The sequence below is a fragment of the Bacillus sp. 3a genome (assembly GCF_017161885.1).
In the GTDB taxonomy this organism is placed as follows: Bacteria; Bacillota; Bacilli; order Bacillales; family Bacillaceae; genus Bacillus; species Bacillus safensis.
In genome coordinates, this window is the sequence record NZ_CP067376.1 from 3,634,964 (window position 1) to 3,647,646 (window position 12,683).

At 42.7% G+C, this 12,683-nt stretch carries 12 protein-coding genes and 7 tRNA genes; 1 reads left to right on the forward strand and 18 read right to left on the reverse strand.

Annotated features, from left to right (window positions below; genetic code table 11):
• Positions 1-2 precede the first annotated feature (2 nt).
• Positions 3-404, reverse strand: coding sequence for a MerR family transcriptional regulator (locus JJ692_RS18390; protein ID WP_044335105.1), 402 nt, complete (start codon positions 402-404; stop codon positions 3-5).
• Between the two features lie 195 nt (positions 405-599).
• Between JJ692_RS18390 and JJ692_RS18395 the strand changes: the two genes are divergently transcribed.
• Entirely contained in the window at positions 600-1,649 is a 1,050-nt protein-coding gene (locus tag JJ692_RS18395; protein ID WP_073979606.1) for an NAD(P)-dependent alcohol dehydrogenase, read from the forward strand.
• Between the two features lie 121 nt (positions 1,650-1,770).
• On the opposite strand, the gene JJ692_RS18400 is transcribed toward JJ692_RS18395, so the two are convergent.
• The 17 genes from JJ692_RS18400 to JJ692_RS18480 form a co-directional block, all read right to left on the reverse strand.
• Positions 1,771-2,154 carry a hypothetical protein gene (locus JJ692_RS18400; RefSeq protein WP_206534062.1) on the reverse strand — a complete coding sequence of 128 codons (384 nt, stop codon included), beginning with the start codon at positions 2,152-2,154 and terminating at the stop codon, positions 1,771-1,773.
• Between the two features lie 285 nt (positions 2,155-2,439).
• Positions 2,440-2,643, reverse strand: a complete 204-nt coding sequence (gene cspC / locus JJ692_RS18405) for a cold shock protein CspC (protein WP_008346765.1) — start codon at positions 2,641-2,643, stop codon at positions 2,440-2,442.
• Between the two features lie 199 nt (positions 2,644-2,842).
• On the reverse strand, positions 2,843-3,352 hold the full coding sequence (locus JJ692_RS18410; protein WP_206534063.1) for a GrpB family protein: 510 nt from the start codon (positions 3,350-3,352) through the stop codon (positions 2,843-2,845).
• Positions 3,353-3,560: 208 nt separating this feature from the next.
• Positions 3,561-4,355, reverse strand: coding sequence for an alpha/beta fold hydrolase (locus JJ692_RS18415; RefSeq protein WP_206534064.1), 795 nt, complete (start codon positions 4,353-4,355; stop codon positions 3,561-3,563).
• 159 nt (positions 4,356-4,514) lie between these two features.
• Positions 4,515-4,598 (reverse strand) — tRNA-Leu (locus tag JJ692_RS18420).
• A gap of 48 nt (positions 4,599-4,646) precedes the next feature.
• Positions 4,647-4,729 (reverse strand) — tRNA-Leu (locus JJ692_RS18425).
• A gap of 7 nt (positions 4,730-4,736) precedes the next feature.
• Positions 4,737-4,812: transfer RNA gene (locus tag JJ692_RS18430), tRNA-Lys, on the reverse strand.
• A 31-nt stretch (positions 4,813-4,843) separates the two neighbouring features.
• Positions 4,844-4,918: transfer RNA gene (locus JJ692_RS18435), tRNA-Gln, on the reverse strand.
• A gap of 20 nt (positions 4,919-4,938) precedes the next feature.
• Positions 4,939-5,010 (reverse strand) — tRNA-Glu (locus JJ692_RS18440).
• A gap of 9 nt (positions 5,011-5,019) precedes the next feature.
• Positions 5,020-5,110: transfer RNA gene (locus JJ692_RS18445), tRNA-Ser, on the reverse strand.
• A gap of 4 nt (positions 5,111-5,114) precedes the next feature.
• Positions 5,115-5,189, reverse strand: a tRNA-Asn gene (locus tag JJ692_RS18450).
• A gap of 223 nt (positions 5,190-5,412) precedes the next feature.
• The gene (locus tag JJ692_RS18455) at positions 5,413-7,260 is read right to left on the reverse strand and encodes a sigma-54-dependent Fis family transcriptional regulator (RefSeq protein ID WP_206534065.1); all 1,848 of its coding nucleotides are present in this window, start codon (positions 7,258-7,260) and stop codon (positions 5,413-5,415) included.
• A 103-nt stretch (positions 7,261-7,363) separates the two neighbouring features.
• Positions 7,364-8,743, reverse strand: coding sequence for a dihydrolipoyl dehydrogenase (gene lpdA / locus JJ692_RS18460; RefSeq protein WP_206534066.1), 1,380 nt, complete (start codon positions 8,741-8,743; stop codon positions 7,364-7,366).
• Between the two features lie 16 nt (positions 8,744-8,759).
• A complete protein-coding gene (locus tag JJ692_RS18465) occupies positions 8,760-9,893 on the reverse strand; it encodes a dihydrolipoamide acetyltransferase family protein (protein WP_206534067.1) in 1,134 nt (377 codons plus the stop codon).
• Positions 9,894-9,910: 17 nt separating this feature from the next.
• Complete coding sequence (locus JJ692_RS18470) at positions 9,911-10,948, reverse strand: alpha-ketoacid dehydrogenase subunit beta (RefSeq protein WP_008346887.1); 1,038 nt, start codon at positions 10,946-10,948, stop codon at positions 9,911-9,913.
• A gap of 19 nt (positions 10,949-10,967) precedes the next feature.
• A complete protein-coding gene (locus tag JJ692_RS18475) occupies positions 10,968-11,945 on the reverse strand; it encodes a thiamine pyrophosphate-dependent dehydrogenase E1 component subunit alpha (protein ID WP_206534068.1) in 978 nt (325 codons plus the stop codon).
• Between the two features lie 199 nt (positions 11,946-12,144).
• Positions 12,145-12,618 (reverse strand): SprT family protein, encoded by a 474-nt coding sequence (locus JJ692_RS18480; RefSeq protein ID WP_133744970.1) that lies wholly within the window; start codon positions 12,616-12,618, stop codon positions 12,145-12,147.
• Between the last annotated feature and the right edge of the window lie 65 nt (positions 12,619-12,683).

The window sequence follows — 12,683 nt, forward strand, 5'->3', positions numbered from 1 at the left end:
GTTTAATTAGAATGAGTTTTCAGCTGATGGGCGAGTTTTTTCTCATGATTGTGGATAATATCTTCATAACTTTCTATTTTGAAATCCAATCGTTTAATGGTCTCTTCGATTTCCTTTTGTTTTTGGACGAGTCTTTCTCGTTCATTGACCAAAATGTTTTTTCGCGAAGATAACGTATGATCATCATCCTCAAAAAATAAGGCTGTATATTCTCTAAGCGCATCAATTGAGAGCCCTGCATTTCTCATACACTTGATAAATTCAATCCATTGAAGATCCTCCTCTGTATAATCACGAATCCCATGATCGTCACGTTTGATTTCCCTAATCAAACCAATATTTTCGTAATATCTAAGTGTCGCAGTGGATAAATCGAGCTGTTTGGCTGCTTGTGCTATTTTCATTGTGCCCTCCCTCTTTCTCTTACCTTCCGATCTCCCTTTCCTCATCATCTCCATTTTGAAATAGAAAGCAAGATGCTTTTGGCTCAATTCTTTTATTAAAAGCCTGAAGAGGGTTTTCTATTGACTTAGAGTTCACTTTAAGACGTAAAGTATAGAGGAAAGAATCGTATCTTATTTTTGAAAGGATGATCAAGAATGTGTCAGACGCACCAATCAAACGTTTTAAGTGTATCACACGCCAAAGCAAACTTTGAACGGACGACCATTGAACGAAGAGCGCTTCGTCCACATGATATTTTAATTGATATTCAATTTAGCGGGATCTGTCATTCAGATATCCACAGCGCTTTTGATGAATGGGGCGGCGGCATTTTCCCGATGGTTCCAGGTCATGAGATTACTGGGGTCGTTGCAGCTGTAGGGGATGATGTGACGAAGTTTCAGATCGGAGACCGTGTAGGCGTTGGCTGTTTTGTGGATTCATGCGGTACCTGTGAATATTGTCAAAATGGAGACGAGCAGTATTGCACAAAAGGGGTCGTCCAAACGTATAACAGCCGTGACTATGACGGGGAGCCGACTTATGGCGGCTACAGTCAAAAAATTGTCGTGACTGAACGATTTGTCGTCAGCATTCCTGATCAACTGCCCCTTGATGCCGCAAGCCCTCTTCTCTGTGCTGGCATTACAACTTATTCACCATTAAAGCACTGGAAGGCAGGCCCTGGCAAAAAAGTTGCTATCGTCGGAATGGGCGGGCTCGGCCATGTTGCCATTCAATTCGCACGCGCTCTTGGCGCTGAAGTAACGGTTTTAAGCCGCTCTTTGAATAAAAAAGAAGAAGCACTATCATTTGGCGCAAAAGACTATTTTGCTACAAGTGATCCTGAAACGTTTCAGACACTAGCCGGTCAGTACGACCTTATTCTCAATACAGTCTCTGCCAACATTAATGTGGATGCCTATTTGTCCTTACTCCGTGTAGATGGAACCTTGGTGAACGTCGGTGCACCGCCTAAGCCGGATCAATTCCACGTCTTTTCATTAATTTCCGGCCGCCGCAGCATTGCTGGTTCACTCGTTGGCGGCATCCAAGAAACACAAGAAATGCTCGATTTCGCAGCTGCTCACAACATCGCACCACAAATTGAAGTCATCAATGCGAATCAAGTTGATGAAGCGTATGAACGTGTGCTGAAAAGTGATGTGCGTTACCGGTTTGTGATTGATATTTCGACGTTGTGATTGATATTCTTTGAAATGGCAGTATTTTATTACTTTATGACTGACCGAAGAGAATTCTATGATTTTTGATCAAACGTAAAAAAGCCACTTCTCTATTGAGTCGTGGCTTTTTTATGGAGCGCTATATGCTAACTTCTTTTTCTTTATGATGACCTCGCATAAATGTAACAACCATACTGGACAAGCTAACCAAAAAACCTAAAATTGAAATCAAAATAGTCATTCCCCCGTTTGGAATAAAAAAGCCTATAGGGATTAAGACAAGGAATGAGAATACAATAAAACATTGATAGATTCCAGATATCACCCTAACCACAATATGATCAAAAAACGACATCACCAAAGGAGGAATAAATAAGAAAACTACCATCCCTACTGACAGCATAAATGGTAATGGGTCCTCTAACGAAATCGTGTTCCTACCCGGTAAATCCTTTGCGGCGATAAACAATACTGCAATCGCCATGAGGAGCGTTGAAAAAATGAATAAGAATCGTTTTAGCATTTCGATGTCTCCTTATTGGATCTTACATTTTATAATAAAATATACCAAAATAAACTAAATATTCAAAGGCTATTTTTTACGTTCAGGATTCTGTTAAGAAGAAAATAAAATAATTTATGGAAATTCCGCATATTGTCAATCCAGTATGTTATACTTAACTAACCTTTGAAGCATGAAATTTTTTACGAATACCTTGTACCATCTCCCTACTTGTACGCTGAGTAGGGTTTTTTCATACAAAAAAACAGGCTCTCCGTAGAGAACCTGTTTTTAAAAGAATGAAGATTAAGCAATTTTTTGGACGTTAGCAGCTTGAGCACCACGAGAACCTTGCTCTACGTCAAATGATACTTTTTGACCTTCGTCTAAAGATTTGAATCCGTCGCCTTGGATAGCTGAGAAATGTACGAATACATCGTCGCCTTCTTCACGTTCGATAAATCCAAAACCTTTTTCTGCGTTAAACCATTTTACTGTACCTTGTTCCATGATTGTTGCCTCCTCGTGCGTTTACCACACAATGTATTATACTATCCTTGCCCAAAGTACCATCAAGACGAAAAGTCAATCTTCATACTATCCTTTACGCCGAACAAAAATAATTACTTTTCATTATAGCATGAATCGGAAATAATTGCAATTTGTTGATTATCAAGCAGAAACATTTCTTTGTGCAGAGAATCTCTGTCTAAGTTCTTCTCTCTAAAATCGACTTAACAAAGTCTGTTTTTCCCTCTGCATATTTGTGTTTGTCATTTTTACATACACTTGATAGGTTAAGTTTAATCTGTTGGTACTCGCTTTTTGCTAGTTCGTTACTTCTCAGGTAATCTCTAAAATTTATTTGTTCAAGTAGATACCTATTGCCCGTTTGATACATATGGATTTGGTGTGTTCGTGGTTCTCCTTTGCTGAAATAGTGTCTTTCAGGCAACACATTGGTTCCTCTATATGAATAACCAAGTCCTTGCAAAGCTGTTGCGCACTGTTCTCCGTCAACAAAATGATTGATTTCAATTGCAATATCAATAATTGGCTTTGCACTCAAACCACTTACTGCTGTACTTCCAATATGGTGAACATTCACTATGTACTGACCGATAACTTCTTCTATTCGTTTCTTCTCCATTTCAAATTCTTTGACCCATTCAGCAGACCAAGGAACTAAAAAAACTTCCCCTCTTGGTAATCCAAGCATTTACTCAACTCCACTTTATAATTTTGTTGTTTATTGGAATTATACGTCACATTGGTAGAGAATACCTTACTAATAGTTGTGTAGGATTTAGCAATATAACCTTTTAAACTTTATTAGTATGATTGGACTGCATTATATAAAAATATTATTCTCAAACAAAAAGTCCACTCACTTAAGATGAGTGGACATTCATTTAGATAAAAACTTGCTAAACATTTTCCGACTCAAGTCTATTTAACCAATTATCGACTAATGAGTTAAATACATCGGGTTGTTCAATTTGTAGGTTGTGACCAGCCATATCAAGCACCGCAAAAGTGGCTCTTGGATAATCTTTGATCAGCCGCCATGCATCGTGGTATCCGACTACATTGTCCTGGCGCCCTGTGATAATGAGCGTTGGATACTTAAGATCAGTTGAAATATCGAAAGTAAAACCATATCCATTTTGATGAATGTTGTTGATGAAATCATGATTTGTTTGTTTAGAAGGAAGTAAAATTTCATCTCGAAACCTCTCCCACTCCGTTTTTCCTTGCACAACTATCATAGAGCAAAATTCATCTGCCTCCTCTGAAGACAATTGTGATATGAAGCTGCTGTCACTTTTTAAAACAGTCGCCTCTGGTACGACTCTTTCATCGAATTCTGGTATAGTCATTGGCGCCACGAGCAGTAATCCACGAACAGTTTCCTGACGTGAACGAACGATACCTCTGGCTATGTACCCTCCATATGAATAACCACAAACAATAAACTGTTCATCAGGGATAATCTCGTCCAAAAGACGCAATATCGCTTCTAGCATATCATCAGAGTTTTGGATAGACGAATGTGGCTTTGAACGTCCCATACCTGGTAAATCTATGTAAATTCTCTTCCAACCGCTTCGTTTTTCGAATACCGGTTCCAATGCATGTAACATTACTTGATGGTCAAGTGTCCAACCATGCAATATCACGATAGGATGCCCTTCTCCAATGACTTTATGGTAAATTGACATGTATTTATTTCCCCTTTCCTACTCTTCAATATTTTATCACAATTTTAGAAAAATTCTTTTTTCACTGAACTTGTTATCATCCTAAACTGTCATATATAACTGTTCAAACTAATAGAAAGCACAAAAAAACCAAAGGTCTACAACCCTTGGTATAATTGATGCGGCCGAGAGGACTTGAACCTCCACGGGTTATTCACCCACTAGGCCCTCAACCTAGCGCGTCTGCCATTCCGCCACGACCGCGTGTATGATGTGCTCATATATTCATAAGTGCACTGTTTGAAAAAACAATGCGGGTGAAGGGACTTGAACCCCCACGTCATAAAGACACTAGATCCTAAGTCTAGCGCGTCTGCCAATTCCGCCACACCCGCGTGACAATGGTGAGCCATGAAGGACTCGAACCTTCGACCCTCTGATTAAAAGTCAGATGCTCTACCAACTGAGCTAATGGCTCATCTGCTATGCAGAAAAACATATATAAAAAATGGCTGGGCTAGCTGGATTCGAACCAACGCATGACGGAGTCAAAGTCCGTTGCCTTACCGCTTGGCTATAGCCCAACGAATCAAAAAACAAAACATGACCCGTACGGGATTCGAACCCGTGTTACCGCCGTGAAAGGGCGGTGTCTTAACCGCTTGACCAACGGGCCATACAATAATGGCGGAGAAGGAGGGATTTGAACCCTCGCGCCGCTTACGCGACCTACACCCTTAGCAGGGGCGCCTCTTCAGCCACTTGAGTACTTCTCCATTATGGCTCCGCAGGTAGGACTCGAACCTACGACCGATCGGTTAACAGCCGATAGCTCTACCACTGAGCTACTGCGGAATAATAAGACATGTTTCATTATATCTATGCCAGAAAAATGTGTCAAGAATTTTTAAGTGTTTCATTCCTGTCTCATTAGCGACGGCTTTTATAATTTAACATATACTAATATAACAGTCAAGCCTTTCTTCCTTCCTTTTTGTTTTCTGTTTAGACATGACAGAAAGACCCCGACCTCTAACTGAAAGACCAAGGTCTCCTTGCTGCTGCGCTCCCTATAGGTTCATGACAGCTTATACTTTCGCATCCACTTATAAAAGGTGCTTCTTGGCACCCCTGCTGACCTCGCTGCTTCTGACACATGACCTTTTGTTTTGTGCAGTGCTTCTATCACTGTTTGCTTTTGAATGCGTTCCCTAAACGTGAGCTCTTTTGGAATCTCGGTACATTCTACTGGAGGCAGCTTCTGCTTTTTCTGATCCATCGTCTCTAATACCGCCGTATATTGCGATTCACCAATCCATCCTCCTTTAGGAAACAGAACCCTTATATGTTCAAACAGATTAAAAAGCTCTCGTATGTTTCCAGGCCAATGGTACGCTTCCAGCTTACGAAAAAAAGATTCAGGAAATGTCGCATTCCATTGGTGTTTCTTTTGGTAATAACGATATAAAGCAACAATGTCTTCTTTTCTTTCCCTAAGCGGCGGGATGTTGATTGGATAGACATGAAGACGGTAATACAAATCTTCTCGTATTTTACCTTCCCTCAGCAGTTCGTTCATATTCCGGTGTGTCGCTGTAATGATTCTAATATCCAAAGGGATTTCGTGTGTCCCGCCGAGCGGTACGACTTTCCTTTCTTCAATGACCCTAAGAAGCGCCACTTGCATCGCATTAGGGATTTCGCCAATTTCGTCTAAAAAGAGCGTTCCTTTTTGCGCCTGTTCAAATTTCCCTTTTGCTCCATGACGTTTTGCCCCTGTAAAAGCACCTTCAGCATAACCAAATAGTTCGCTTTCTAACAGACTTTCAGGTATGGCTCCACAATTCACGGCAATAAACGGTCCTTTATGTCTTTCACTAGCTAAGTGAATCGCTCGAGCGGCCAGTTCTTTCCCTGTACCAGTTTCTCCCCAAATATAGACATTTGCATCTGTTTGTGCCGCTCGTTTCAATTCGCTGAGCGTCTGCTGAAATGCCGTACTTGTTCCAGATTCCCCGGGAAATTGAGCAAAAGAAACGGTGATATTGCTCTTCGCTGCTTCTTCAAGAGAAAAAGACATCCCAAGCAGCTTTCCGTCTTGTTCTGACTGAATGATCTGCTTGCCTCGTGTAACAAATGTATCAGCCATGAGCAGTTCAACATCCATTCCGTACCAGTCTGAAAACCGGTCTCTAATCGGCTTGCTTGCCAAAACAATCTGCTTTTTCTCATTACAAACAACATACGGCTCGTCCGCTTCTACCTGCTGGAGACAATGACTGATCAGCTCCATCTCTTTCCTTTTTTGCTGGACCTGAATTTCTCTCTCTATGGCATATGCAACTGTTGAAGCCATTCCAAGCATAAAAGGATGCATTTGATCCGCCATACAGGAGATATCAATGACTCCTATGATCGTGCTGTCTGCATCACGAATAGGGGCCGCTGAACAGCTCCAATGGTGGGAAGCGACTGAAAAATGCTCAGTTCCGTTGATCGCTACAGCTTCCCCAATGACCAGTGCCGTTCCAATAGCGTTCGTTCCCACATCGGCTTCGGTCCAGCGCGCGCCCTCCATAAAATTTATTTTTTTCGCTTCTACCAGCGTCCTTTGGCTTCCTGTCAGACTTAGCACATAACCATCTGCATCGATAAGTAATGCCATCATGTCCGATTCTTTTAATTGCTGACTGATTTTATTTAAGTAAGGAAGAGCGGCATTTAGGAATAGTGAGTACTTCTTTTTTTGAACACTGAATAATTCCTTTTCTAACAACGACTGTCCTTTATCTAAATACGGGTTCACATTTGCCTGTTTACATCTATGCCATGACTCCATCACTCTCTTATCCAGACGAGACCTATCAAGCAAACCTTCATGAACAAAACGTTTCCAAGTATTTAAATAACAAGGCGTCGGATTCATTCCATCCTCTCCTCTGGGGGCTTTTTATCCATTATAGATAATTATAAAAGCGCTTTCAATTATTGGCTGACCCAGGAAGTCATTTGGATAGAAAGTTTCTCTATCAGCAGTGCACCGCTCGCCCATTTGTTTGCAGCAAGGCTTCGTGTATCGCCTCAGAGAGTGTCGGATGTGCCGCAATAAACTGCTCTAATGTATCAGCTGTCAACTCTGTATGCATCATCACCGCCGCTTGTCCAATCAGTTCTGTTGCATTCGGCCCGATAATGGATACACCTAAAATTTCTTGATATTGCGGTTCGACAATGACCTTTACTTGGCCAGCTGGCTGATTTAAAATTAGTGCTTTTCCATTTGCAGAGAATGCAAATGTCCCTATCCGAATCTCCCCATATTGTTTTCTAGCACTCTCTTCATTTAAACCGACACTAGCGATTTCTGGAGACGTATAGATGCACCTTGGAATCACTTGTTCATTGACCTTTGCATCTTCACCTGATGCATGTGATGCCGCAATCGTTCCTTCATGAAAAGCAGCATGAGCAAGCTGAACGCCGCCTGTCACATCACCGCACGCATAGATATGCGGGAGATTGGTTTGCATATGCTCATTCACGCAGATGCCGTTCCTGTCAAATTCAATGCCGATCTGCTCAAGATTCAGCTCTCCCAGCCTCGGCTTTCTGCCAATGGCGACTAAACAATGAGCGGACTTGATTTCACAGCGCTCCCCATGATTCTTCTCAACCACCACTTTTTTTGAAGTTGTATCAAGCTGTTTGACTGCTGCTGATGTCAAAATCTCCACACCTGCTTTTTGAAGCTGATCGTGAAGACATTTAGCCGTATCGTGATCTTCTTCAGGTAAAATGTGTGCTGCCTGTTCCACCATGACAACCTTTGATCCCATTCGGCTAAAGATGCTTGCAAACTCACAGCCAATCACCCCTCCACCAATGATACAAAGCGAATCTGGTATTGAAGGGAGCGTCATCGCATCCTTACTATCAATGATCCACTCTCTGTCAAATGGGGCGAAAGGTAAAGCAGCAGGTTCTGATCCTGAAGCAATAATGATTTGTTTTGCCTGAATGATTTCAGATTTCCCTTCACTTTCTATCAATAGCTCATGTGCTGAAAGAAATGATGCCTTCCCATTTAACACGCTGATTTTGTTTTTATTCATCAAATAACGAACACCATCAGTCAGCTGCTTGACGACTGACCGCTTCCGCTTTTGAACGGCATCCCAATGAATGACAAGCTCCTTCCCTGGAAGCTCAATTCCAAAGTGTCCAGCTGATTTCACATGCTCGTACATATCAGCGCTTTGCAAAAGTGCTTTCGTTGGAATACAGCCTTCATTCAGGCAGGTACCTCCTAACAGGCCTTGGTCGATTAGTACAACCTCTCTGTCAAAACGGGCGGCTGTTATTGCCGCCACATATCCTGCTGGCCCGCCTCCTATAATGACAAGCGTCATTCATTTCACCTTCTTCCTATAAAAGAATGGATACTGGATTTTCTAAATACGCTTTAACAGTTGATAAAAATTGTGATGCCGGCGCCCCGTCCAGCACGCGATGGTCAAATGTCAGACTGAGTGGCAGGATCGTCCCTTTACATAATTCATTCCCATGATATACAGGCATGTGATCCGCTTTGCCAACGCCAAGAATACCTGCTTCCGGCGGATTCAAAATCGGTGTAAAATGTTCCACACCATAGGCGCCTAGGTTAGTGATGGTAAAGGTAGAGCCTTCAATTTCATCGTGGAGAAGTCTGCCTTCACGTGCTTTTTTGCCATACGATTTGATGCTCTTCGCCAGCTCAATAAGTGAAAGTTTTTCCGCGTGCCGAATAACAGGCACTGCCAGACCGTGATCTAAAGCAGCAGCGATTCCAAGATGAACATACTCAAAAGTTCCGACTCTATCATTCTGATATTGACTGTTCATTGCAGGATGCTCTAGCAGGGAAAGAACCACTGCTTTGGCTACAAAATCGGTCAGGGTTAATTTCATATCGTGTCGTGCTGCGGCTGTTTCGTTCAACTCAGACTGTAATGCTGTCAGCTTTGTCACATCCGCTTTCATCGTTATTGTTAATTGTGCACTTGTTTGCAGGCTCTCCATCATTCGCGAGGCAATGGTTTTCCGCATCATGCTGACTGGCTGATGCTTTGTTGGTTCATTTTGTTGTTTTTCTTTTTCATCAGGAAGTGCCCGAAGCACATCCGCTTTCGTGATTCTCCCATCTGGTCCTGTTCCCACTAAAGTATGAATGTCCAGATTAGCGCTTTGAGCAATCTTACGTGCCACAGGGGAGATTTTCTTTCTCTCTTTCTTTTGTTTTGGCGGCAGGCCTTTTTCTTTCTTTTCCTCGACCTGTTCATTTCCTTCACCGATATAGCAGATGACCGTGCCAGGCGGTACACCTTCTCCCTCAGGCACTTTTATATCCAATATGGTTCCTTCTGCAGGTGATTCGATCTCCATTTCAATTTTTTCAGAGTTGATGCTTGCAATGCTTTCCCCTTTATTTACGGTTTCTCCGACCTCTTTATTCCAGACAGATACCGTTCCTTCTTTCATTGACATGCCCAATTTCGGCATCACAACCTCGACAGCCATCTCCCTCTCTCCTTTCTTTAGTTCAAGATCTTGTCATGACTCTTTCCAACCATCTCTAATACGGTGTTCACAACCTTATCAGGTGTCGGCAAATAGATATCTTCAAGCGGTGGTGAAAACGGAACCGGTGTATGAGGAGCCGTCACTTTTTTGATTGGAGCGTCAAGTAAATCGAATCCTTTATCCGCCACCAGAGAAGAAATATCTGCGGCAATTCCGCACCTTGGATTTGCTTCATCTACAATGACAAGCCGATTTGTTTTTTCTACTGAAGTTAGAATGGCCTCTTCATCGAGCGGTGACAAGCTTCTTGGATCAATCACCTCTGCTTCAATTCCTTGGGCAGCTAATTGCTCGGCCGCTTCGAGTGCTGTATGAACTTGTTTACCTACTGCAAAAATGGTCACATCTGAGCCTTCTCTTTTCACATCTGCTTTGCCAAGCGGCAGCGTGTAGTATCGCTCTGGAACATCTCCTGTGATATTGTAAAGCGTTTTGTCTTCAAAAAAGATGACAGGGTCCTGATCCTCGATGGCTGCCAGCAGCAATCCTTTGGCATCGTATGGTGAAGAAGGCACCACTACTTTCAATCCAGGGATGCTTGTAAATAGCGCATACAAGCTTTGCGAATGCTGAGCAGCTGCTCTAAAACCCGCCCCATGTGTCGTTCTGATCGTGATCGGTACCTCTGCTTTTCCGCCAAACATATATCGGAATTTTGCTCCTTGATTCAGCACTTGATCCAGACAGGTGCCGATAAAATCATTAAACATGAGTTCTGCAATTGGTCTTAGGCCTGTGGAAGCTGCTGCCATGGCCGCACCTACATAGCCAGCTTCACTAATCGGTGTGTCAAGAACTCGCTCACGTCCAAACTCCTGAACGATTCCTTTCGTTACACCAAGCACACCGCCCCATGCTTCATCATCCTGTAAGTGATCGACATGAGCACCTCCAGCAACATCTTCCCCCATTAAAATGACATCCTCGTCTCTTCTCATGGCAAGTTTAATCGCTTCATTTAATGCACTAGACATGCTGATTTCTCTTGTCATTTTCCTCTCCCCCTTTGATTTATTGATACGAAACATATACGTCGGTCAATAATTCGGTCTGATCTGGATATTCACTTTCTTCACTGAATGTAACGGCTTCATCTATCGCTTCTGCTACAGCCGCTTCAATATTTGATAGCTCCCCATTCGTCAGCAGCTGCTGCTTGAACAATTCATTTTTAAAAAGAGCGATCGCATCTCTCTCTTCTTGGTGTTCTGCTTTTTCTTGATTGGTTTTGTAACGCTGGGCGTCTCCTTCGAAATGGCCATAATTTCGATATGTCATGCATTCAATTAATGTCGGACCTTCTCCATTTTTTGCTCGTTCAATTGCTTGCTCTGCAGCTTGATAAACGGCCATCACATCTTTTCCATCTACTTGAATCCCAGGAATGTCATAACCGGCCGCTCGATCTACGATTGATTTGCAGCTTGAAGCATAAGAAAATGGTGTCGCTTCCCCGTACCCATTGTTTTCTGCGATGAAAATGACAGGCAGTTTCCAGATGGCCGCGAGATTGATTCCTTCGTGGAAAGTCCCTTGATTGTTTGCACCATCCCCAAAAAAGCAAACGCTTACATTTTCTGTCTTTTTATATTTAGCTGTGAGGGCTGCCCCGCACGCAAGAGGAAAGCCCCCTCCAACAATTCCGTTGGCACCAAGCATTCCTTTATCAAAATCTGCAATGTGCATGGATCCGCCTTTGCCTTTACAGAGACCTGTTGCTTTCCCATAGATTTCTGCCATCATTCCTTTTAGATCACAGCCCTTCGCTATACAGTGGCCGTGGCCCCGGTGTGTACTTGTAATACTGTCTTTTTCATTCAGATGAGCACAGACTCCTACGGCAACAGCTTCTTCGCCAGCATAAAGATGGACAAACCCCGGCAAAATTCCTTTTGTAAAAAGCGTGTGCACCCGGTCTTCAAATTGGCGGATTTCCTGCATTTTTTGATACATCCATACGGCTTTTTCTTTAGTCAATGCCATTTCCATTTGGTAAAACCTCCTATCTTTTTTGCTTGCACTTCTATACAAGCAAAAATCGTGCCAACATGACGACGCATGAACACTTAGGATTTGACCGAATCACACCGATGAAAAAAGAGACAAAAAGAGACGCATGTCTCATTTTGTCTCCATATGTCCACACATCTATTGGAACAAAAAAAGCATCCCCATAGAGGAATGCTTTTCACAATGAATTGGTTGTGCGCAGCCACTTTAATTTCCCTTTGCAGACGCCGCATACATAACGAGAGGTATCAAACCGTCTTTTCCTTATAAAGGACCGGCCGCATCCTGTGCAAATATATTCATGGCGTTTCTCCGCACGGCGCTTATTTTGTACGGTCTTTAGCGGTGTACAAAAACGCGGGGCTCCTACTTGTTTTAATAAGGATTTAAAATCACGGTCGCGATGCTGATAGCCCTTTCCCTCAAGGTGCAGATGATAATGACACAGCTCATGCTTGATGATCCCGATTAATTCTTCTCGTCCATGCTCCTCTAGGTATCGGCGGTTCAGTTCGATGTTGTGTGTACCAAGTAAATATCGCCCGCCTGTCGTTTTTAGACGGTCATTAAAAACAGCCTGATGGCGGAATGCCTTGCCAAAGAACTGCTGGGAAATGTGCTCTGTTAACTGCTGTAACTCTCTCTCGTTCAATCAAGATCGTTCCTTTCTATAAAAACCTCGAACGGGACAATTTCCCCTATGCATACATTGAAGGT